Origin of the sequence: Acinetobacter sp. FDAARGOS_515 (assembly GCF_003938865.1) — a bacterium.
GTDB lineage: Bacteria > Pseudomonadota > Gammaproteobacteria > Pseudomonadales > Moraxellaceae > Acinetobacter > Acinetobacter ursingii.
In genome coordinates, this window is the sequence record NZ_RKIX01000003.1 from 2,104,081 (window position 1) to 2,127,219 (window position 23,139).

24 protein-coding genes are annotated in these 23,139 nt (G+C 35.6%); 12 read left to right on the forward strand and 12 right to left on the reverse strand.

Going from position 1 to position 23,139, the window contains the following annotated elements; genetic code table 11:
* Window positions 1-42 precede the first annotated feature (42 nt).
* The 7 genes from EGS47_RS11775 to EGS47_RS11805 all read left to right on the forward strand — a co-directional run bounded on the left by EGS47_RS11775 (window position 43) and on the right by EGS47_RS11805 (window position 5,972).
* Window positions 43-1,887 (forward strand): copper resistance system multicopper oxidase, encoded by a 1,845-nt coding sequence (locus tag EGS47_RS11775; protein ID WP_005005302.1) that lies wholly within the window; start codon window positions 43-45, stop codon window positions 1,885-1,887.
* Entirely contained in the window at window positions 1,874-2,752 is an 879-nt protein-coding gene (locus EGS47_RS11780) for a copper resistance protein B (protein ID WP_005005301.1), read from the forward strand. Before EGS47_RS11775 ends, EGS47_RS11780 begins: the two co-directional genes overlap by 14 nt.
* Before the next feature lie 82 nt (window positions 2,753-2,834).
* Window positions 2,835-3,788 (forward strand): hypothetical protein, encoded by a 954-nt coding sequence (locus EGS47_RS11785; protein WP_005005296.1) that lies wholly within the window; start codon window positions 2,835-2,837, stop codon window positions 3,786-3,788.
* Window positions 3,789-3,796: 8 nt separating this feature from the next.
* Window positions 3,797-4,348 carry a hypothetical protein gene (locus tag EGS47_RS11790; RefSeq protein WP_005005294.1) on the forward strand — a complete coding sequence of 184 codons (552 nt, stop codon included), beginning with the start codon at window positions 3,797-3,799 and terminating at the stop codon, window positions 4,346-4,348.
* 124 nt (window positions 4,349-4,472) lie between these two features.
* On the forward strand, window positions 4,473-4,793 hold the full coding sequence (locus EGS47_RS11795; RefSeq protein WP_005005292.1) for a DMT family transporter: 321 nt from the start codon (window positions 4,473-4,475) through the stop codon (window positions 4,791-4,793).
* Window positions 4,794-4,804: 11 nt separating this feature from the next.
* Window positions 4,805-5,293 (forward strand): methylated-DNA--[protein]-cysteine S-methyltransferase, encoded by a 489-nt coding sequence (locus EGS47_RS11800; RefSeq protein WP_005005290.1) that lies wholly within the window; start codon window positions 4,805-4,807, stop codon window positions 5,291-5,293.
* A 40-nt stretch (window positions 5,294-5,333) separates the two neighbouring features.
* Window positions 5,334-5,972: a nuclease-related domain-containing protein gene (locus EGS47_RS11805; RefSeq protein WP_005005289.1), complete on the forward strand. Its 639-nt coding sequence runs from the start codon at window positions 5,334-5,336 to the stop codon at window positions 5,970-5,972.
* A 51-nt stretch (window positions 5,973-6,023) separates the two neighbouring features.
* Here the strand turns inward: EGS47_RS11805 and add are convergent, their stop codons facing one another.
* The gene (gene add / locus EGS47_RS11810) at window positions 6,024-7,040 is read right to left on the reverse strand and encodes an adenosine deaminase (RefSeq protein WP_005005287.1); all 1,017 of its coding nucleotides are present in this window, start codon (window positions 7,038-7,040) and stop codon (window positions 6,024-6,026) included.
* 175 nt (window positions 7,041-7,215) lie between these two features.
* The gene (locus tag EGS47_RS11815) at window positions 7,216-8,499 is read right to left on the reverse strand and encodes a carbohydrate porin (protein WP_005005273.1); all 1,284 of its coding nucleotides are present in this window, start codon (window positions 8,497-8,499) and stop codon (window positions 7,216-7,218) included.
* Between the two features lie 769 nt (window positions 8,500-9,268).
* Between EGS47_RS11815 and EGS47_RS18415 the strand changes: the two genes are divergently transcribed.
* Window positions 9,269-9,427, forward strand: coding sequence for a hypothetical protein (locus tag EGS47_RS18415; protein WP_005005271.1), 159 nt, complete (start codon window positions 9,269-9,271; stop codon window positions 9,425-9,427).
* A gap of 9 nt (window positions 9,428-9,436) precedes the next feature.
* On the opposite strand, the gene EGS47_RS11820 is transcribed toward EGS47_RS18415, so the two are convergent.
* Window positions 9,437-10,512, reverse strand: a protein-coding gene (locus EGS47_RS11820; protein ID WP_119687015.1) for an IS3 family transposase whose coding sequence is annotated in 2 segments (ribosomal slippage) — window positions 9,437-10,260 and window positions 10,260-10,512 — 1,077 coding nt in all. Because the reading frame shifts where the segments join, the coding sequence is not laid out codon by codon here.
* Window positions 10,513-10,608: 96 nt separating this feature from the next.
* On the opposite strand from EGS47_RS11820, the gene EGS47_RS11825 reads away from it, so the two are divergent.
* Window positions 10,609-11,166: a hypothetical protein gene (locus tag EGS47_RS11825; protein WP_005005267.1), complete on the forward strand. Its 558-nt coding sequence runs from the start codon at window positions 10,609-10,611 to the stop codon at window positions 11,164-11,166.
* Window positions 11,167-11,758: 592 nt separating this feature from the next.
* Here EGS47_RS11825 and EGS47_RS11830 read toward each other — a convergent pair.
* From EGS47_RS11830 to EGS47_RS11860, 7 genes are all read right to left on the reverse strand, one after another.
* Window positions 11,759-12,418 (reverse strand): plasmid fertility inhibition factor family protein, encoded by a 660-nt coding sequence (locus tag EGS47_RS11830; RefSeq protein WP_005005266.1) that lies wholly within the window; start codon window positions 12,416-12,418, stop codon window positions 11,759-11,761.
* Window positions 12,419-12,438: 20 nt separating this feature from the next.
* On the reverse strand, window positions 12,439-13,329 hold the full coding sequence (locus EGS47_RS11835) for a DUF6685 family protein (protein WP_035272212.1): 891 nt from the start codon (window positions 13,327-13,329) through the stop codon (window positions 12,439-12,441).
* 75 nt (window positions 13,330-13,404) lie between these two features.
* Window positions 13,405-15,411 carry a TniQ family protein gene (locus tag EGS47_RS11840; RefSeq protein ID WP_005005263.1) on the reverse strand — a complete coding sequence of 669 codons (2,007 nt, stop codon included), beginning with the start codon at window positions 15,409-15,411 and terminating at the stop codon, window positions 13,405-13,407.
* Window positions 15,412-15,414: 3 nt separating this feature from the next.
* Window positions 15,415-16,350: a TniB family NTP-binding protein gene (locus tag EGS47_RS11845; protein ID WP_005005261.1), complete on the reverse strand. Its 936-nt coding sequence runs from the start codon at window positions 16,348-16,350 to the stop codon at window positions 15,415-15,417.
* Window positions 16,343-18,232: a DDE-type integrase/transposase/recombinase gene (locus EGS47_RS11850; protein WP_005005260.1), complete on the reverse strand. Its 1,890-nt coding sequence runs from the start codon at window positions 18,230-18,232 to the stop codon at window positions 16,343-16,345. Before EGS47_RS11850 ends, EGS47_RS11845 begins: the two co-directional genes overlap by 8 nt.
* A 2-nt stretch (window positions 18,233-18,234) precedes the next feature.
* Window positions 18,235-18,951: a Tn7 transposase TnsA N-terminal domain-containing protein gene (locus tag EGS47_RS11855; protein WP_228128610.1), complete on the reverse strand. Its 717-nt coding sequence runs from the start codon at window positions 18,949-18,951 to the stop codon at window positions 18,235-18,237.
* Between the two features lie 125 nt (window positions 18,952-19,076).
* Window positions 19,077-19,268, reverse strand: a complete 192-nt coding sequence (locus EGS47_RS11860; protein WP_035272210.1) for a BcepMu gp16 family phage-associated protein — start codon at window positions 19,266-19,268, stop codon at window positions 19,077-19,079.
* Window positions 19,269-19,521: 253 nt separating this feature from the next.
* Between EGS47_RS11860 and EGS47_RS11865 the strand changes: the two genes are divergently transcribed.
* Window positions 19,522-20,654 (forward strand): IS3 family transposase gene (locus EGS47_RS11865; RefSeq protein ID WP_223235881.1). Its coding sequence is split into 2 segments (ribosomal slippage): window positions 19,522-19,774 and window positions 19,774-20,654, totalling 1,134 coding nucleotides; the frame shifts between segments, so codons are not numbered across the junction.
* Between the two features lie 31 nt (window positions 20,655-20,685).
* On the opposite strand, the gene EGS47_RS11870 is transcribed toward EGS47_RS11865, so the two are convergent.
* Window positions 20,686-21,165 (reverse strand): hypothetical protein, encoded by a 480-nt coding sequence (locus EGS47_RS11870; protein WP_125269658.1) that lies wholly within the window; start codon window positions 21,163-21,165, stop codon window positions 20,686-20,688.
* A 221-nt stretch (window positions 21,166-21,386) separates the two neighbouring features.
* On the opposite strand from EGS47_RS11870, the gene EGS47_RS11875 reads away from it, so the two are divergent.
* Window positions 21,387-21,599: a helix-turn-helix domain-containing protein gene (locus EGS47_RS11875; RefSeq protein WP_005005256.1), complete on the forward strand. Its 213-nt coding sequence runs from the start codon at window positions 21,387-21,389 to the stop codon at window positions 21,597-21,599.
* A gap of 207 nt (window positions 21,600-21,806) precedes the next feature.
* Here EGS47_RS11875 and EGS47_RS11880 read toward each other — a convergent pair whose 3' ends face one another.
* The gene (locus EGS47_RS11880) at window positions 21,807-21,992 is read right to left on the reverse strand and encodes a hypothetical protein (protein WP_005005255.1); all 186 of its coding nucleotides are present in this window, start codon (window positions 21,990-21,992) and stop codon (window positions 21,807-21,809) included.
* Between the two features lie 136 nt (window positions 21,993-22,128).
* Here EGS47_RS11880 and EGS47_RS11885 point away from each other — a divergent pair, with 136 nt between their 5' ends.
* Window positions 22,129-23,013, forward strand: coding sequence for a hypothetical protein (locus tag EGS47_RS11885; protein ID WP_005005254.1), 885 nt, complete (start codon window positions 22,129-22,131; stop codon window positions 23,011-23,013).
* Window positions 23,014-23,139: the final 126 nt, after the last annotated feature.

Sequence of the window (23,139 nt, forward strand, 5' to 3'; positions counted from 1 at the left end):
AAATTCAAACTAAATATTCAGTTTTAAATTTTGAGGTTAGTCATGTCTATTTTATTAAGAAATGTCCTTTTTACAGGACTGTGTTTGGCTATTTCGCCGTTTAGTCTAGCGGCGGTCAAAGAATACCATTTGGATATTGCTGAAAAAACCGTCAATATCACGGGAACACCTGTTCAGCGAATTACCGTTAATGGTCAGTTTCCTGCTCCCAAACTTGAATTTGAAGAGGGTGATGAAGCGGTTATTCATGTTCATAATAGCCTGAAAAATCAGGATTCTTCGATTCATTGGCATGGTTTATTGTTGCCCGGCATTATGGATGGCGTACCTGGATTTAATGGCTTTCAAGGCATCAAACCTGACGGTTCATTTGAATATCGTTTTAAAATCCGTCAAAACGGAACGTATTGGTATCACGCGCATAGTAAGGGACAAGAGCAGGATGGCTTATATGGCGCTTTTATTGTCTATCCTAAAGATAACAAGCCACTGACAGCGCAGGAACAAACTAAACGGGATTATGTGGTGATGCTGTCAGATTTTCATGATTCATCGAGTGAAACATTGATGAAAAATCTGAAAAAGTCAGCCGAATATTATCAAAATCAGCGTGAAACATTAGGCGATGTATTGCAACAGGTCAAACAACAAGGGCTGAAAGCCACGTGGCAAGATCGTAAAATGTGGAATCAGATGCGGATGCTGAAAACCGATCTGTCAGATGTCACAGGCTATACTTTCTTGGTCAATGGTAAAACGCCAGAACAGAACTGGACTGGCGAATTTACTTCGGGTGAAAAAGTTCGATTACGTTTTATCAATGCATCTGCGATGTCATTTTTTGATGTGCGTATTCCCAACTTGAAAATGACCGTGGTCAGTGCTGATGGGCAAGCTGTCAAGCCTGTTTTAGTGGATGAATTTCGAATTGGGACAGCAGAAACTTATGATGTGATTGTTGAGCCGAAAGCCGCGCATTATCAAATACAGGCTGAATCGATTGATCGGAGTGGGTTTGCATTGGCAAGTCTGCAAAATGTGGCGATGCCTGCACCACAGCAGATCACCATTCCAGACGCACGACCACGTGCATTGCTCACAATGCAAGACATGGGACATGGCAACATGTCTGATAGTTCAGAACATACAAATCACGCTGCTATGCCAATGTCGCAGAAGATGTCACATAGAGCTAAACCTTCATCAATCAAAGCATCATCGATACCAGATATGTCAGAACACATGAATCATGATGCGATGTCACATAAACAGATGACTCAAGAAATGTCACATCAGCAAATGACGCAGCATGAGACATCCTATCCGCCAACCCTATCCGAGTCAAAACAAACCGTACAAGGTTGGGCCAATGCTTCGACTCCAGAAGGTGCAAAGGTATTGCAATATCAGGATTTACAATCACTCACCTCGCAACCAGATACGCGTCAGCCGACCAAAGAATTAGTGATTGGTTTGGGCGGAAATATGGAACGTTATATCTGGACTATGAATGGCAAAAAATATAATGAGGCTGAACCTTTACAGGTCAAATATGGAGAGCGAATTCGACTGAAATTTATTAATGACAGCATGATGGCACATCCAATGCACTTGCATGGCATGTTTGTACAATTGGAAAATGGTCAATCTATACAAAATCTTCCAAATAAACACACTCTCATTGTGCCGCCCGGTAAAACAGTGACAGCACTTTTAACCGCAGATGAATTAGGTGAATGGGCAATTCATTGTCATTTGTTGTACCACATGTCGGCGGGCATGATGAATAAACTGATTGTGGCAAAAGTCGATCAAGATACACTGCCTCATATTTCATCTGAAAATACTGAACAACCTGTTCAAGGAGGCCAACATGCGCACCACTAAAATGATGACGGTGTTGATGTTTTCAACAGGCTTTATGATGAGCTCATGGGCTTTTGCTCATGAAGGGCATGACATGATGATGTCCAATATGTCGATGTCGGAGGGTCAAGATCATGCTGAAATGCCAATGCCAGAAAAAAATAGGGCACAGACAAACAGAGAAGTCAGCTCAAATGTGAGCGTTGATGATCATTCAGATCATGATCATCGCCGTGAACATGGTGGACAGATTTATCAGGCAACGAAACTGGATAATCAATGGCGATTGGATAAACACGGGCAGGGCGAGTTTAATACTGAACTGGAAACTTGGATTGGCACAGATCAAAATAAACTTTTCATCAAAGCTCACAGTGAAAAGTCAGAATCTGAGAAAGCTGATTATGCGATTTCGGCATTATATAGCCGAAACATTGCTGATTTTTGGGATGCTCAAGTCGGCTTGCGTTATCGCAGTGAAGCCTTTGATACACATCGTCAGGAAGCGGTGGATGCAGCATTTGGTCTACATGGTTTAGCCCCATATTTCTTTGAAACCGATGCCTATGTTTATGTCGGTAAAGATCAACATGTCAGCTTAAGTCTGGAAACTGAGCGCGACATTTTGCTGACGCAAAAGCTCATTACTCAGCCTTATCTTAAAGCGGATGTTTTAATTCGGGATGAATCTGATAATGCAAAAAAGACAGGCTTAAGCTCTTTGCAAACAGGCGTTCAAACCCGTTATGAGATCAGCAAAAAAGTAATGCCGTTTATGGATGTCGCCTATCGTTATGAAAAAGGGGATCGTGAAACCAGTCGTCAAGTTGCAACCAGTTCAGAATCGGGCTGGCTGTATGGTGCAGGGATTACTTTCAAGTTTTAATTGATTCGTCAAAATAAAGCTGTATAGAATGTCATCACAATTAACCTGATGACATTCTTTTTGCATCTAATCTGGTGCGTCAATGAGCCTAAAACAACAGTACCAACGCTTTTTACTTTCAAATGCTTTTTTTCAATCGCAACGGGAGTTACACACAGACGGCAATTTACTTGCAGATGATGAATATGATTTTTCAGAACAAGAGAATATTCAGTCGGAATGGGTGAGTTATTACTATATTCCCCAACTGGATATGGCGCATGAACGCGAATTGCGCAAGGCTTTGGTGCAATGCCATCAGGTCAAATATATTGAGATGGATCATCAAACTCAACATATGGCCATTTTCCATGATGGTGAAGTAGAGGTATTGACCAGTTTATTAAAGAACCAAGTGAAACAGGCGGATTATCAACAAACCCTATCTAATTTTGTGCCTGTCACCACCACCTTAAAACCCGTGATCAAAACCACGCAAATCCTGTCGTGGCTATCTTCAATTTATATTATTTTGTGTCTGGTCACTTTGTGTATGGCGATTCTGGCGACCTCGTTTAGTCTCTTGGCGATGAGTTTGTTGATCCTGATGGATGCCGTGATTTATTTGGTTGCCAATAATGCCATCGTGATTGAGCCTTTGCTTCGAAATAGATTAATTCAGGCATTGGCGTGGTTTGAACTGGTCGCAGCCACTGCTTTAATGATCGGCATTGTATATGATTATTTTAATGCACAGGTTGCATTGGCGGGATTTGTGCTGTTGCAAGGATTGGTGATCCTGACAGCGACTATTTTATCGCGTTATTTGATTGCTAAAGACTATATTAAACATCGACCTTTGCACTGGAGTCATTTAGTGCGCAATATAGATGTAACAATTGCAATCACGTTGGTGATGGCTGGTGTGCTACTTCAACTCACACAGAACATAAGTATTGATTTGATGATGGCCATGTTGGTGATATTTTTAATTTTTTTAAGAGTGTTTAATATTCTGATTTTAAATAAACTTGCACTGAAACCATCAAAATATTGAGTACACAAATGCGTAAATGGATGTACTTTTTATTGATCATCGCGGTCGCGTGGGGTGCTTGGACAACATGGATAAAACCAGCGCCCGATATTCAGACCTTTAGTTCAGATCACAACATTCATATTCAACAATTACAGGCTTATGAAGGAACATTCAGGGTTTTGTCACGTGAGGACTATCACGCTGGGAGAGAAGCTCAATTTTCACCGATGGATATTGCGGTGGGATGGGGCGAAATGGCAAATCCCAGTATTTATAAACAGATTGATATTTCACAAGGCAATCGTTGGTACCATTGGCGTATTGATTCAATTCCTCCAATTTCATTGAATGATATTTCGACACACAGTGCCAATATGCATCTGGTTCCTGCAACGCCAGAGATTGCCAAACAATTGCAGCAGCTAAAAAAAGATGATTTAGTTTTCCTCAAAGGCGCTTTAATCGAAATTCAGTCAAGCGATGGCTGGCGTTGGCGAAGTTCCTTATCACGTGAGGATACGGGTGCGGGAGCGTGTGAATTGATGCGAGTGGATAAAATCATTTGGCGTGAACAATAAACGTTTCAAAATCAAAATTGGTCATCCCGATTAAATTGACTATAATCATCGTTTCGGAGGAACGACCTCCCCCAGATGAGGGAAACAATGTCAGGACGACCTGACGCCTGATTATGGAGCAAAAATGGCTTGGGCAATCTTAATTTTGGCGGGACTTTTTGAAGTCATCTGGGCATATTCGATGAAAATGTCAGACGGTTTTACCCGTTTGCTGCCAAGTGTCATTACCATCTTATTTATGGTGTTGAGTGTCATATTATTATCAATTTCAATGCGGAGCTTGCCGCTTGGTACGGCTTATACAGTCTGGACAGGAATTGGTGCCATTGGTTCTTTTATCGTGGGTATTTTGATTTTGCATGAACCTATGGGAGCAATGCGCATGATGGCTGCGATTTTAATCGTCTCAGGTCTCGTGCTCATGAAACTGTCATCACCTACTTAAGGTTATTTGGTATGCAGTTATCTTATTGTTATATGGCTTCGCCTGTTGGACAGCTCAAATTAGTGGCGAATGAGCAGGCTTTGGTGGCTATTCTTTGGGACAATGAAAATCCAAAAAGAGTGCGTCTGGCTGAGTTGATTGAAGACGTATCCCATCCGATTTTATTGAATACCCAACAGCAATTAATCGAGTATTTCTCAGGTCAGCGCAAGGTATTTGATATTCCACTTGATTTTGAAGGAACAGATTTTCAGAAACAAGTCTGGAGTGCCTTACTGACGATTCCTTATGGGGAAACTCGCAGTTATAAACAAATTGCTCAGCAACTTGGTAATGAAAAAGCGGTTCGCGCTGTAGGGGCCGCCAATGGTAAGAATCCGATTTCAATTGTCGCACCTTGTCATCGTGTAATTGGAGCGGGAGGAGCATTGGTAGGGTTTGCAGGCGGTTTAGATAAAAAAGAAATTTTACTGCGTTTGGAATTCAAGCATCGTATTTAAATTGGCTAAACTGTCACCTCTATAAAATAAGGATAATGAGATGTTTTTATATATCGTTTTTTTCATTGTTATCATGGGGATTCTTGCTTATCTATCTTCGCCTGCATTTAAAGGAAAAATGGGTGAGAGTATGGTGATTGATCATGCGAAACGTCATTTAGGCGAAGAATATATCATGCTGAATAACTGCACGATTCCCGATCAGCAAAATGGAACAACACAAATTGATCATATTTTGATTAGTCCATATGGCGTTTTTATTATAGAAACTAAAAATTATACAGGCTGGATTTTTGGCAGTATTAATCAAAAACAATGGACGCAAAAAATCTATAAAAAAAGTTATCGTTTTCAAAACCCAATTCATCAGAACTTCAAGCATTTAAAAGTATTGGAGCAAATTCTTGAAGATGTGGTTGCTCCTGAATATCTACATTCAGTCATTGTATTTACATCACGTAGCGAGTTTAAAACCGTCATGCCTGAACATGTTTGTCGGGGTAAAGATTGGATCACACATGTGAAAAAATTTAATCAGGAGGTGATTCCAACTATGAAGCAAAAACGCATTAAATATCGGATCGAAAAAGAAATATTGGAGCCTTCATGGAAAACCAATCGTACACATATTGCTAACTTGCAACAGAAAAATTCAGTGACAACGAATATATCTCAATAAATGGCTACATTTCATAGCCATTTATAAGATAAGGTTTGTACGTTTTAAAAATCATGCGACTTCATGTTGACGAGCCAAAGCCTGATTTTTTAATAATTGCTTTTCCTGTTCAGATAAAAAAGCCACTTTGAGACCATTTTCCTGTGCAGTTCGGATCTGATCTTCGCTTAAACCCGCTTGTGGTGCTGCAACTCGATATTCATGCTGAATTTCAATGCCTTCTACCGCAGGGTCATCGGTATTGATCGTCGCCAAAATTCCATGTTGTAAAAAGTCCTTGATGGGATGCTTTTCAATTGAACTGACCGTGCTGGTTTGTACATTTGATGTGATACACGATTCAATCCCGATCTGATGTTCAGCTAGATAATCCATCAGCTTTGGATCATGAATAGCTTTGACGCCATGCCCGATACGCTCTGCTCCAAGTTCCCGTATGGCTTGCCAGATACTTTCTGGCCCTACGGCTTCGCCTGCATGAACGGTAATATGCCAGCCTGCATTCCGAGCCTGTTTAAATTGATCCAGAAAAAGTGTTCCAGGAAATCCCAGTTCATCACCTGCCAAATCCAAAGCTGTGATATGGGTTTTATGGGTGAGTAAGGCATCGAGTTCAGCCTGACAAGCGGCTTGTCCAAAAGTGCGACTCATAATACCAATCAAATTTGCCTGAATCCCTAAATCACGGCAACCCTGTTGTACGCCGTCAATCACCGCCTCAACCACACCTGCTAAAGGCAGATGATGAGTCATGCCCATATAACCCGGAGAAAAACGTAATTCGACATAGTCCAGACCTTGTTGCTTGGCATCCTCAATATTTTCATAGGCGATCCGTTGGCATGCTTCCAGACTTGCCAAAACCTTGACACCCCAGTCCAGTTTTGCCAAAAAACTGAGTAAATCGGGTTGATTATCCATGACTTGTACGTGTGGACGTAACTCTTCGAGCGTTTGAGCGGGCAGGGCAATATGATATTGCTGTCCCAAATCTAAAATGGTTTGTGCACGAATATTGCCATCCAGATGTCGATGAATATCGGTGAGGGGGAGGTTTGTTGAAATCATCGGCATTACCTCTCTAGCATTGTTTTATAGTGTTTTTATCTTGGCAGAGATGGATTCAATAAAAAAGTAAGGCGATGTTATTTTTTGCTGATAAGTTGAAAAATGACCATTCATGCATGTTCAAAATAAAAATGCCGTGAGCTTGGAGTCACGGCATTTTAAATACAAAATAAATTTAGAAAATCACTTTAGTGGTCAAACCGAGTACCAGTGCATTATCCACTTTATCGGTCGCACCCGGTTGAATGACATATTGCACTACAGGGCGTAACATCAACCACGGTGTGACATAGTGCGAATAGTTCAATTCAATATTGTATTCAGCATCTTCATTAATTAAGGCTTTTTTGTTGTAGATGCCATCCCGATAACGATCATTGACGTGAATGCGATTGACACCTAAGCCTAACATATCAGTGGGATGATCATCTAATAAGCCCAGATAACGAATCCCGATTTGTTGAGTATTGTCAATTTTATTCACAGCGGTGTCATGGAAGGAAATATTGGTAAATCCGTATAAACCCCGTTTGCCACCATCCACAGAAGTGAATTGTTGATCTGCGGTAAACCAACCTGCATAAGCACGGTCTTTCTGCTCACTTGTAAGGACATCTTTGTTTTGGGTTTTATCGGCATTGTTATAAAAAACACCTAGACGATAGCTACCCGGTAAATGGTTAATCCCTTGTTTAGGTTGATAATGCAGTTCAACAGGGACAGTGACACCATCCATGTGGTCGGATTTTAAATTCCAACCTTGATTTTCTTTGATATTGGTCGGGTTAAACTCAAATACACCCACTTGGGCAGAGAGTTCAGGGGTAAATCGATATTTAACAATGCCTGCCCATTGCGCCACTGGTTCGTTATACCAAACATTACCCATCCATTTTCCGTTTTGTGCGGTACAAAACGAGGTGCTTTGGAAGTCACATCCCATCGTATTAAAGTATGAACCCATACCGATACGACCAACGCGAACACTCCAACCCGTATCTGTAAAAATCTTTTCAATCGAGAGTTGAGTCAAGCGAGAGTCGACATTGCCGCGACCCCAAGTGGCTTGTGTATTGGCCATTTGTGGCGCACCCGGATAAGAAATATTATCAACACTGGTACTTTGTCCCTGACGAGCAGTGACAATGGCACGAACTGAAACGCCATTCCAGCCCAACATTTTTTCCAGATCCAGACTACTGCCTAACCAGAGCTGACTTGCGAAGGTTGCACCATCTCGTGGTTTATAGCCACCATCTGCCAGATAGTCGGTATCGACATAAAGATTGGCATCAAAATTTACGCCCTGACTAGCGAGCTCTGTCCGTTTTCCATTCCAGTCACCAAACAAATACTTGCTTTGAGGACTGAAAGCATCATCCGCATGACTTAAATTAAAACATGTTATTGCTGTCACAAAGCTAGCAAAGCTTATTTGTTTCAGTCCCTGAATTTTCATTTGACTCAACCACGCATACTTAAAATTTGTCCATTCATTGTTTATCAACAATGAGTTTGAAAAATCTAACCATGTTTTAAAATTTAATCAACAAAAATTCACTTGAATTTTCATATTTAATATTTGACTGAACGGTTTAGTTTTTATGAATGATTTGATTTAAAGTTGTGATAAGTGGGCCACTACTGTTTAAGGGTTGTAGTAAGGTCGTGTAAAGTTGTTATAAGTATTTCATTTAGAAATTTTTTGAGAAAATCCGAAAAAAGACGATATTTGTCTAGAAGAATGGTGGTAGTCCATAATATATTTTTAAAGTCCCCAGTAAGGAACCTAGATTACTTACTGGGTGTATTATATTTCTTATTAATGATAGAGGATGTGTCGCGTGACGGTGACGGCGTCACGCGACACATCCTCTGTCATTTTTGAATTGTTAAACTCAAAAACTTAGCAATCTTTGCGACACATGATGAGAAAATATAACGACACAGCCCATGTCACTATCACAAAGAAGTGACACATTTGGTGTCATTTTGATAAGAGCACATAAATTCATGAAAAGCAGTAATTGTGAAACTTATGTAAAATAATTTTAGTTTTTTGTTAAAAATACGTCTGTTTGTAATTAATATATAAAACGAACGGAGCTGATAGCTTATTTTTCACACGACAAATTTTGTCGTAGAACTAGAGTGTTTAACTTATAAAAAATAGGCTCAATGCTACTATTCCAGCTCTAACCTTACCAAAACCTAAAAGAGAGAGAATTATGTCTGACAAAGTATGGACTACCACTATTATGTTTGATGAAAACTATCGAGTATTTGAATTATCTTTCCCTGGTTTATTTAACTATCCTGAGTTTAATAAACTAAATAAAATGGAAGCATCGGCAGAGGGTAATCCTCCCATAAATAACCGAAGTTAAAAGTAGAGGTTAAGCAGCCATTAGAGGTGGTTTACCTCCATTGGCTTTGTGTGGTCGTTCATTGTTATAGAACCACAACCAATTTGTTGCATAGTCTTGCACTTGTTCCAATGTATCGAACAAATGTTTGCTCACCCAACTATAACGCATCGTACGATTGTAGCGCTCGATATATGCATTTTGTTGTGGCTTGCCAGGCTGAATATAGTCGATACGTATGTCATGCAACTTTGCCCAGTTAACAAATTCATGGCTGATAAATTCAGGTCCATTATCGCAGCGAATCGCTAGAGGTTTATTGCGCCATTCAAGCAACTGGTTCAATGTACGGATGACGCGCAGTGCTGGCAATGATAACCCAGCCTCAATTGCCAAACCCTCACGACGATAATCGTCAATCACATTCAGCAAGCGATAACTTCGTCCATCACTTAGCTGGTCATGCATAAAATCTAAAGACCATACTTGATCAGGTCGGATCGGTTCTTTCAGTGGCTCAGGTGCATGTCGTTTCAATCTGCGTCTTGGTCTAATGCGTAAGTTCAGCGCCAACTCACAGTAAATACGATATACACGCTTATGGTTCCAACATTCTTGCTCAATATGGCGCAGATGATCAAAGCATAATCCAAAGCCCCAATCGGTGTGTTGCTCAGTCAGCTCTATCAAATGATGAGCAATAATTTCATTTTCATCTTTTAGCTTTGCCTGATAGCGATAACAAGTTTCACTGATACTAAATGCCTTGCAGGCCAAGCGAATGCTGATAGCATGATAAGCAACGGCTTGTTGTGCCATCTGCCGACGACAAGATGGCTTTACCACTTTTTTGACATAGCTTCCTGAATGATTTCAGCTTTGAGCCGCTCTTCAGCATACATCTTTTTAAGCTTGGCATTTTCTGCCTCTAGTTCTTTCAGTCGAGCAATTAATGAAGCATCCATACCACCATATTTGGCACGCCATTTATAAAAAGTCGCATTACTCATGCCATGTTCACGGCAAAGAGTGGCAACAGGTGTACCTGATTCAGCTTGCTTCAAGATGGACATGATTTGGCTGTCAGTAAATTTAGATGTTTTCATGCAGAATCTCCTGCTTCTATCTTAAGAGAAAATTCTACTTTTACATCCTTTTATTTTTAGGGGGGATTACCAGAGGAAAAAGAGAAAAAAAATGAAATGACTCAAAAGAGTATAGAAATAATTAAAAGATACCATAAAGCTGAAAAGCTAGACCTAGCCAATGTGCCGACTATTTTATATGCACATGGTTTTAGCAAAACAGTTAAATTACCAAGTTTTTTTCGTACCCAAGATGGCTTTGTGATTGTCACTGAAGCATGTGCAAATGTACTAAAACAATTTCGTTTAGGGGAAAGTGTACTTTATCCATTGTCATTTTTTGATATTCAATTAAATGAACCTGTAAATGCTCAGACTTACTATTTTTTCAATATTGCTGAGCTAAAAAGCTATTTATGCCCAGAATACTGTACACAAGAGTTGGACAAACGTTCATATACCAAGCATGAAGGTTACCAACTTTTTAGCTTATACCATGCCGATTATGCCGATTATGCGATAGCAGTAGAGAAAGAAGTTTTAGCATGTGATGTCGATTTATGGCAAGATCCAGAATTAAATCACTCAATTTTTATGTCTGATGAACTCAAGAAAGCTCTAGATGAAGCTCAATTGAGTGATGCATGGCAATTATTTTTATGTGACCTTAAATAATAAAATAGATTAGAAATAACTAACATGGCTATTTCGTTTCAAGTACATCATATTTTATGAAGTCAGATTCTTAATTTTTATTTTTTATAATTAGATAGCTATTTGAATAGCCACCAAAATTATTGACACACAAAACCATCTTTCGGTGGGCTTTTTCATAATTTATGGCTCAAAAAATTTTATACATAAATTAATTTTCATTACTTCTTTTGAGCTTAGAGATGAATAATCAGTCGATAATTTAGCCAATTTGTTAGACATACAAAAAACGAAAAGATGGACAACAGAGTGCCTTAAGCGTGGTATTGCACCACTAAGTATTGACTCAGTTGAGTTTAGTCCTTTTAGTCATTAAGTTGAAAAAAAGGCTGCGAATTGCAGCCTTTTTACTATGGTCTCTATGACAACATATGTGTCGCGTGACGAGCGGTAAAAGACAAATAGTTTGATATTTAATTATTTAATAAAAACAAAAGCTTATTATTTTTATTGACACATAATCTCAGCATAATTTTGTCACATAAGTTAAGACTTTTCTAAAATCCTTGCCATATAAGTTAAGATTTTTTTAAAAATTAACTTAAAAAGCTATTCAAATTTCATCATAGAGGCTTTCTAAAAATTCACGACTTTCGTAATAAGGTACTTTTACATTGAACTTATTTCTTAATTCTTCATACGTTATCGGAGGTTCTCCAATCCCTGCAAATTCATATAGATGTTTTGCAGACTCTTTATCACGAACTTCAATAGGGAAGGATTTTGCACCATTCACTAACAGCCACATTGTACGTGTCACCCCATCTGTAAAACCAATATAAGGATTACCGCGTTCGAATCGTGCTGAAACAAATGCAAGAGGAACAGGATTGTGTTCACTTATTGAAAAACCATCAATAGCATGTTTGAATTTATAATCATTTGGCATATCCTTTCTTAGAATACAATGATTTGAGCGATGTTGATCATCTAGATAAATAGATGAAACTAACCAGTAGTAGTAAAATTTCAATGCATCTACATGAACTATATAAAATTTATCATCAATACATCCGAAATCATTACGCATACGACATATTTTATTATTGCCAAGATTAATGTTCCAGACTGCTCTTTTGTGATTAATTGACTCCATTTCTGGGGGAAGAGGGGAGGTATAGTTTTGCGCAAATTGAGTTTCCAGCTTAAAACATTCAAGTTTCTTTAAGTATCCATAGTGATTGCTGATTGGTACAAATATTTTTGTGAACATTACTAATCTCCTGAATTAGTCTAATTTTTAATAAATTTTTGAAATACAATATTTTTTTGTTGATTAGCTAAGTGTATTTCTAGTTCATCATTAAAACTAGTCAATACAGTGTTTAGGTCTTTTTCTTGAAAACTAAACAATTTCCAATGTACTTTTTTGAATATTAGTAGGCAAGAATTTTGTGGTAAAAACTTTGGATTATAGAAAAAAACGTAAGGAAGATTATATAAATCAATTATTTGCTGTATTTTTGATTGATCGTTGTAACTTAATAAGTAAGCTTTGTATTTATTATTAAAGTTTGACACTGCTGAGGCATTAAGATAAATCAGCTTAAGAGAGCCTGTTAGGTAAAATTGTATATTTAATTTAGCAGCGATATGGCGCATTGATGCGAAATGATGAGAACCTCCTTTACCATTCACTAAATAAAGAGTGGGGTTCCAGCCACACAAGAAAAAATGATCAAGAGTATCATGGTCATGAATTATACTAATGTCAGAGTGATTTAAATTTTTTTGAAAATGTTCTACATCTATTTCAAAATATTCACGACAGTCTTGTTCGACAAAATCCTCCATTGATCTACGATTTGTGATGTCACTTCGACTAGCACAAATACCAGTAATATCCTGAATTTCAAGAAATCCATTTATAGTTTTTAATAAAAATAAATTTTTTAACGACTGCTGCAGCGTAATAAAATCTTCACTTTTCAGGCGGTCATATTGATAGCGGCTTCTAGGATCTCTATTAGTAGATAAATCACTTAAGATATCTAAGCGTAATGCATCATCATAACTAATATTATTTTTATGTGTCCAAATAGGTGAAGGATGACGTGAATCTTTACGAGACTTGATAAAGCCCCGTAAAGATAAGAAAAAAAACAGTTGATCGATGACATTCATTATTACGATCTTAGAGAATAAAGTTAATTTCTTAGCTTCATTGAAATGCAAGTCAACTAGTTTTACTAGCATTACTTAGAAGTCTTTGGTATGTCCCTTACCATAACCTGCTTGTCGTAATTTTTCTACATCCGTTTTTTTGAATAACCTAATAGAATAATTATGATTTCCAAATAGATGTGGTTTGATTAAGCCCCGAGTTACTAAATTTGTAATATGAGTTCGATGCATTCCTAGATGAACATTAGCCTCTGATGCAGTAAAGAATTCTTTCTGAATTTCAAGCACATAGTTCAGTTGCTTTTTCGGAATAGAACGCCAATACCCCACACGTCGAATAGTTAAGAAACCTGTCATAACCCAATTCTTCTGGAGTTCATTAAATGTACAGTTGAGGATTTTTAGTGCCTCATCGATTTCGATGAATGAGGGATCATTTTTCCTCTGTAAGAACTTATCAATACTGCGTCTTAGAATGATGTAAGGACGTATTTCTGGGTCATCAATAATCAACCAATTATGTTGGATTAGTTGAGCTACTTGTTGAGATGAGATGTTTAAGAGTAGTGCTGCTTCATTTAGACTTAATAAATCATTATTCTTACTTTTTGAACAAGTTCCTTGTTTCTTTCGACCAAAACTATGTTCGTATGTCGTTATGTTCTCAATAATGGATTTATTTATATGTTTTACATCATCTCTAGAAAAATAAGCCGGATAAAGCTTATTTTCAATAATGGGTTTAATATTCAAGCTAGCTAGTTTGTCTTTTAAGGTAACTACTGAAACATTCAGTTTTTTTGCTAAAGGTGATAAAAAAATATACTTTTCATTAAAATCTATAACAAATTTTTTATCTAAACAATACTTTTTATGGTCATTGATAAATTTTTTAGTAGTAGGAATACTCGGTATTTTTAAAAATTTATGGGTGAGACATATATTAATACAAAGTATCTTGCTAATTTCTATAGAGCCAAAATAATCATTTGAGTCATCTGAATAAAGAGATGGCTTGTTGTATATATAAGGCTTATTAATGCTATTTTTATCTTTGACCAACCAATCTTCAATAATTCTAGTTGTGAAATGGGCTTTGTCATTTTTCATGAGTTCCTCATGATATAGAATTCCTGATTTTAATCTCTTATGAAAGGCAATAAAACTTACATCCAATATGTGTGTTGTATCTATCTTGCTTATTTTTCTAACAATAAGATTGGGTGATAAAGCGTTATGTTCTCTAAATGGGGAGAGTATTTTCTCAAGAAAATTACCAAATCTAGATTTCTTTCTAAGAAAAGGAAGTAATTGAATTCTTGGATGAGCATAAGCCAGATTTCTTTCTATTTCTTTTATAATTTTTTCCTTAAATATTTCTTGGGAAAAGAAGTAATTATGACATAATATTAAAATATAAGAATAATCGATCTCTTTTTCTAAATTTAAAAAGTATTCATGCAAAGCTGTCCAAATATCAAAAAAAATTTCTATGAAGTTGGCATCATCTAATGCTAAATTTTCTAGTAACCATTGATTGGTTTTAATATTATCTATTTTAGATGGATTTTTAGAACACTTTCTTAAATCGAACTTGCAGATCGGACATTCAAATAATGATCTACGATTTGTTGGTAAAAATTTATGGCACTCTGGACAGTTAATCGTTAAATCAATTTTATGATCAGGACAAACCGTTAAAGGATTTAAGAGCCAGTTTTTCTTCCAATAACCATCAAGCTCTAAGCAAATTGAACAGAATTTGTTTAAGCTAAATGATAAGAGTTCAGGTCGAACTATTTTATTGTTATTCCAGAAAAAATGTTGATAAGTTGGTGGGGTTTTATTAATAACAAGCTTCAATAAATCATCTGAAAAGTTAATATTTTTTATGATTTTTTTAACTTTAACCTCGTCAGTAAATATTGAATCATATGAATGTATATAAACTGAAATACCTGCACTATTTAACATTTGTTTTGGAGATTGGTAGCCATTTGAAAAAGAAGCTCTTAGTAAGAAACTTGCAATGAACTCATCTTGAAATGGAATTGGGGTATGAGAAAGCATTAATTTTTTCATAATTTAAATTAGAACTTCAGTAATTTGTGTAGAGTTAATTTTAAAAATTTCTTTTTGTGTCATTGGTTTATATAAGATGCTTTTCAAAGCGTAAGCTTCATGAAAATCACTTAAAGCAACAATGGAACGATTGTTTTTCAAGGCACATAAGCAACTCTGATATATAAGCTGCATGACATATGCCTGATAACCCGTAGTTGCCAAAAAAATACGCTTTAATAGATCGTTTGACGTAATGTCTGGATCAAATGAAATATTAAAATTTTTAGACATATATATAGATGTTTGCTTGAGAAATGGCCTAAGAGTTCCTTCTTGATGATTGTCCAATTTCAATGGGTTAAGCTTTAGAACACGAGAAAATCTGCGAGCTAATTGACTATCAATAAATAAATTTTCTTGAATATTAGGTAGACCGATCAAACATATACATATTTTAGTTTCATCAGCCAACGTCTTGATCCAGTTTGCAACATTTTCAGACGTTTTATTTTTTTGAGCACTGGAACTGTATATATGATGAAATTCGTCAAGCATAATGAGCTGTGTTTTACATTCTTTTAATAGAATGCGTAAACGATAATTCAATTGTTCACTTGTACCTCGATGATCTGTACAACCTAACTCTTCAAGCATGCGGATCGCTAAGCTTTTAATGGTGATAGGAGAGGGAACGGGAAAGTAGAAAGCAGTAACAATCAGTTTCTCCATGTTATCTTCAATAGATTTATAAGATTTATGCTTACTTTTAATTAGTTTACATATCGTTGATTTTCCAACACCTCCATCTCCAAGTAGTAAACAACCATTAGGTTGATTATTCATTTGGCTCATTTGCATACATTCTTCAATCGCACTTAGTGCATTTGAAAAATCAGAATGATGGCAAATAAAATTTCTTAAATTTGAAAGTGTTTGAATGTGTGAATTATTATTCATCTAAGTTAATCTCTTCATAGAAAAAATCGGTTAGATCAGTTTCTAAATTGTCATAAGTAAGCTGTGGAATCTCTTCCTGATGATTTGAGGATGATAGATTCTGAGGCATTTCAACAGTAAGTTTGGTGATATCTAAACGTTTTTCTTGCTCGAAAATCATTGTTTCTAGATCATTTTTAACTTGCCTAAAGCGCTTATTTTTCTTATTAAGATTTTGTATTTTTAGTAAAAAATTTAAGCGTGCAAGATATAACATCTCTTCATTCTTAATTTCTTGCGGATCAGTATTGTACTTTTCTCGCAATATTTCCTTAGCTTCTAGCCATTCCGCTAAAGTTAAATCCGCGGTCGCATGAGGGTATATTGAGTCAGCCTGAATAAAGTTGTTTTGATTAAAAGGATCTTGGATATAAATACTACTTAAATTTAACTGATCGACATAAATGGTGACTTTTTCTTTGAAGCGATAATTTAATGTAGCGAGGGCTTGAGACTTATATCTTAGACCTTTTAAGTTAATTTGCCCTTTATTAATTTTATATCGAAAAACAGTTCGACATTTTTGTTCAATTTCTAACTCAGAAAGTGTTAGTACTGGAAATATTCTTGATGCTTCTTTCCACATCGATTCAGGTCTTCGTTGAGTGCTTGAATGAATTCTTTTATGATAAATATTCTCAATCCATTCATTTATTAAATCTCTTAAAACTTCTAACGTATAACAAGCATTTCCAGTGGAGTTATAGTCTCCTCGATGTTGCGGTGATGAATATGTGGTACCTTTAAGTTTATGGATAACATTTTCATTTAATGATTTAAAAAAGCTTTCAATATGTGCTTTATTATCCGGACAATATGGTTGAGATTCTGATTTTGTAATATTAAAATTATTACAAAAATTAGCTAAAGCATTATTATTAAACTCGGCACCATTGTCAGGGATTATTATTGAAGGTAAACCGCCCATCAAACCATGATGTGGTCTTATTAACATACTTTTTAATGCTAATAATGTTTTTGTGGCACTAGCAGGTAACATGCATAAGTGCCAACCTACCATTGCTCGTGTGTAAACATCTATTGCGATACAAAGCTGAGGTCTACCGAGAATATTTCCACTTTTATCAACAATAATACAATCAATTTCATGTGTATCAATTTGGACTATTGCGAGTAGACCGCAAGAGTTTAAGCTTTGACCAGATGCCTTAAAAATTCGGTTTGCTTCCTTACGACCTTTTTTATTTTTGATCACAGAATATGGATCAAGTCTTTTGAAGCGTCGATAGACTGTCCGCTCTGACGGAATTTTTGCATTAGTATTTAGTGCTTTGATTCGATTTTTAATAATCAAATGAGCATCAGCAGGAGTGAAATCTTCTTGTTCTTTTATAAATTCAATAATCACTTCATTAATAATATTTTCAGCTTCGACTGAAAATCTAAGACTTTTATTCCCTCCTGTTTCTTGATAAAAAGAATTGAATGAATTTTCGTCATCTCGAAATTTTTTAATATATCTGGCTAAAGTACTTGCTGATATCTCTCTTAGATCTGGGTTGTCCTTCCTTAATTTTAAAATTGCACTTTTAAGTTTTTTGTTTGTGCAGGGAATTTTATTGCTAAAGATATAAGTGAGATATTTAGAAATTTCTTCTATAGTTAATGCTTGGTTTTTATGTAATTTTTGGATGCTTAAAGTCGTAAATTTTATATCTCCACTCAAAATCTTATTGATTAAATTATATTCTGTTATGAAATGCATACTTCCACTAGCGAAGTTTGAATATCGAATAACCTCATTTTCTATATAACATATTTCATAGTTCTCATTTAAATACGTAAAGCGATCACCGATGTTTAGCTTGAAATTATTTTTCATGATCAAAACCCCAATGCTTTTTTATAAAAGATAAAATAATCAGCAATACTTTTTTCTAAATTATTTGATTTCATCAAAGTATATAATTCATCTCTACTGTTAAATATTTTATTTTTTATGATTGACTCAGCTCTTTTTAGTTCGATTTTAATTATTTCTTTATGATTTGCTCGTTGATAACTGATATTAAGAAAAATATAGTCCTCTTTCGATAGAAGAGTACTTCGATCAAAAGCTCTAAATTTGATATTGTAATTTTTTAGAATTTTTTCTACTAATTTGAATCTTGAAATTTTATTTTCTGAAAGAGATTCTAAATTTGGCTTTATTTCATGGACTTCAAATCCGTTTGATGTTTTGACAATAAAGTCAGGAATAATAAAATGTTGATCACTAATGAAGATTTGAACTGCTTGTGTTCGATATTGAAGTATATCTTCATTACGCTCAAGGCTTATTGCGTGCGCTAGTTCTAAATTGCTTTCAAGGCAGATGAGTCCTTCATTTTTAGCACTTGGAAAAAGTGAAACACGGCTACCAATACGTGATTTTATTCTACGCTCACCAATATGTTTTGATGATACATGTGTTTGTTTTTGAAAAGCTTCCTCAAATTTTCTTAGTAAATTTTGATTAAGTTGTGCTGTTTTGTGCTCTGTATAACTTACTTGCATGATTGCTCTCACATTTTTAGGATGAGACAAGCCTTTGTGCAGCATTAATCATGCTGCTCAAGACTTGACGGGACATTGCAATCAAGAGATACTAAAAACACCACATAGTTAGTAATCTTTTGATTGCAAACGGGTAGAGCGGATTCCATGAATCCGCTTTATTTTTTAAGTCATGTTTTTTTCTCCTCTCCAATTAAGCCCAAAGCGATCGCAATTCTTTTACTTTCACCTCTCTTAGGCAATCGATTTGTGTTAAGGATTCTGTAAACTAGATCTCTTGAGAAGTTATGTTTTAAGCTCCAATCAGAAATACTAATTCCTGCTCGCTCAAAATCATCTTTGATTTGCTGATTTGTCTTCATAATAATAAGAATAATAATTTAAACATAATCTCAAAATAGTTGTTTTTTTATCTTTTGCAAGTGTTTATTATTTTGGATTTATTTTTTTATTATCAATATAATAAACATTAGTTAAATATTTTATTTTTATTAATAAATATATGATTCTATATCGTTAATAATGTTAGAGGTGGATCAGGAAATTTGAACAACACTTATAAGTGATATTTTGCTCCCCAAATGATGTTATAAACATCAATATATGGAGTATTTTATGGCACGTAGACCAAGAAGAAATCATTCAAATGATTTTAAAGCTAAGGTAGCACTTGCTGCGATTAAAGCAGAAAAAACACTTGCTGAATTGAGTGCTGAATTTGATGTTCATCAAAACCAAATTATCGACTGGAAAAATCAACTGATTTCAGCTTCCTCGCAAGCTTTCGATCAATCAAAAGCTCCAACAGAACCACCCATCGATCTAAAAAAACTACATGCAAAAATCGGTGAGCAGGCATTAGAAATTGATTTTTTAGAAGGTGTGTTGAAGAAACTGGGCCGCTTCAACCACAAAAGTTAATCGATGACTCACTTCAGATTTCAGTATCTAAGCAAGCTCAGCTGCTGAAAGTCTCCCGTGGTTGTTATTACTATCGCCCAAAACCTGTGAGTGCATCAGATCTGAAGCTAATGCGGTGTATGGATGAGTTACATATGCAATACCCTTTTGCAGGTAGCCGGATGATGCGTGATTTGTTGAATCGTCAAGGACATCATATAGGACGACGTCATACACGTACTTTAATGAAGAAAATGGGCATTAATGCGTTATATTGCAAACCAAATTTAAGCCAGGCTAATCAAGCTCACCGCAAATATCCATATCTGCTCAAAGGATTGGCTATTCAGCGCAGTAATCAAGTGTGGTCTACGGATATAACGTATATCCCTATGGCAAAAGGCTTTGTTTATTTATGTGCTGTGATTGATTGGCATAGCCGCAAGGTACTTGCGCATAGAGTATCGATTAGTATGGAGGTTACATTTTGCATAGAAACATTAAATGAAGCTATTGAAAAATATGGTCGACCTGAAATATTTAATACAGACCAAGGCAGTCAGTTTACCAGTGATGCATTTATTGATGTATTGAAATCAAATGGCATTCAAATCAGTATGGATGGTAAAGGTCGATGGGTTGATAATGTGATGGTTGAACGATTATGGCGGAGCGTTAAATATGAAGAGGTGTATCTCAAAGCCTACAGCAATGTTTTGGATGCGAAGAAGCAATTAAACGCATATTTTGAATTTTATAATTTGAAACGACCTCATTCGAGTCTGGACAAAATGACTCCAGATGAGTTTTACTATGACCAGCTACCACAACAAAATAAGGTAGCTTAACTAGAGCAGAGTATCACTTATAAATAAGCTTTTAGTTGTTCAAACATGTGGGACCACCTCTGTTGGATATAATATTCTTTTTATAATCTAAATTTGTTAAAATATCTTGGTTGCTTTTTATATGATTTTTAAGACAAAAGTTGATGTCAGGAAATTGCTTGCTAAGTTCTATAGTTAGCTGTATTTCCATAACTTTTTCTGTTTTCTCAAGTTCAATTAATTTCAGTTTTTCAGTTAAGACTCTTATAGCTTTTTCCTTACAATGTATAACCCTAAATTCAGTCAATTTATCCGTTTCTGAATAATAAAAATTACCAGATTCATCATATTTTTTTCTTACATATCCAAATCTCTCTAATTCTCGTATAAGAGAGTAGGTTTGCCATTTAATTGCTTGAGATTGACTCCCAAATCTGATCCAAAGATCTTTGGGTTTGTACCATGTAAGAAGAATTTCGTTCTCAATTAGCAAAAGAAATTCTGATTTTAGCGCATGCTTAATTTCGTCCATCTGAAATTGTACAGTAAAAATGAGGATTATAGTCCTTTTTATGTATTTGTGTTTAATCGTATTAAAGAAAATTGCAGTGATTAGTATTTGACGGATAAGAAATTATCAATAATTCAAGGTTTTGTGAGTGCATTTGCAACGCTGTAAGCAATGAGGATTATAAGCCGTGGATACTTAGTCCTCAAAAATGAATAGTTCTATTCTTTATGGGAATAGAACTTATGAACGATTTAGCACAAAAAATTGGACATGCAATTCGCACATGCAGAGTTGATCAAAAAATTACCCAAGAGAAATTAGCATTACTTTGTAATATTGATCGTAGTTATCTTGGTCGAATTGAACGGGGTGAAGTCAATATCACAGTTCTTAAGCTTTATGAAATTGCACATATGCTTGAAGTTGAACCTCAAACTTTATTACCTAAAGCTTGAGCAAGAGTTCATTCTATTTTCAATAACAATTAAATTCATACATCACCTGTACATTTGACTGAGCAATCAAAGTGGTATAGCCTTGGTCACTAGGGAGTACCTATAAGATTAGGCAACCCCAATTCCGAGGCTCGGCAAGATATGTCCGAGCTTTCGCGTTTTTGTACTCGTGTCTTTTTGAATTGCGAAATGAGGTCTTTTAAGCTTTCATTTCATCTTTTCTATTTTTTCCTGCTCAACATCTTGTAGCTGTTTTACTTTTGATAAGTCGAATGGTTTTATCTGGCTTAGCAATGCTAAATATGCAGCTGATTTCTCGGCATTCTTAGTATCTTGACGTAATTCTTCAATTTCTTCAGGCGTCATTCGGCAGTCATCTGGGAATTTAGACATAAAATATAACTCCAAATTTAAGACATCGTAATTTCAATTAATATTTTTGGGGATTATAATCCTCTTTTGTGCTAATCTTACTTTACTAAATAATAGTAAAAATATTTGGTTTTATATATTGTTGTGGATCATCTAAATGAAAAATATAAATTTATTTACTTTTCTAAGCGTATGTTTACCATTTGCAGGATGTGTAACAGTTAACTCAATTAAGCCTAGTGATGTAAAAGCTTATAACACACCAAATCATTTAATTAATTCTAAGTCTCTAAACGGTAAAGACGGAAATGGTAAGGAATACTTATTTGAAGATGCTGTACCCGATGCCTTAATTCCTTATACCTATATGAGTAATTTATGTGCTAGCCAAGATGGTCGTTTCTTTCAAATGTCTAAGAGCATGTTCCAGTATTTGAGTGGTACACATATTTCTGCTTTGAATAATCAACGGCTTGTTTCAGCCACAGGTACATTCAAATGTGCGGCAAAAACTCCATGGAATATCTCGATTGAACCTATTTCATCTCGTATTGGAGGAATGGGGCAGCCTTTGAACTTTGTCACTCTTAAGACTATGGTTATTTCGGATGATGAAGTCTATCGTGGTGTGACTGCATATCAGTCGAAGAAAAATATTGAAGACAATAAGAAAAAGCAAGCTATTGAACAATACAAACTTGAACAACAACAATTGAAAAATAACTATGAAAGAAATCTCATAACCAATGCTCCTAAACCTAAAGATATTGGTCAAACGATTTGTAAAAATGCAAGACTATCTGAATTTACAGGAACTATTGTTCTAGGGCAGCCAACTTATCGTCAAGTTGATGGTTTGGTCATAGCTAATTTAGAAAGTTTTTCAAATGATCATGTCAATTTAAAAATTAATTTTAAAGGTTGGTTGAATAGTTTCAATCAAATCTCATCAGGAGCAAATGTTCTATATAAACAGACACCGTTAGAGTCGGGGCAAGTTATATGGGATGATAAGCAGGGCTGGTATAAGTGTACTTACTAAATAGTAACTAGAATTTGATGGGGTTTAAAATTTAGCTAATTAATTTTATGTTGTATAGTCAGCTTTTAAAGTTGTTCTTTGTTACTTCTATTAAATCATTGATTAACTATCAAAACTTTGCAAAAT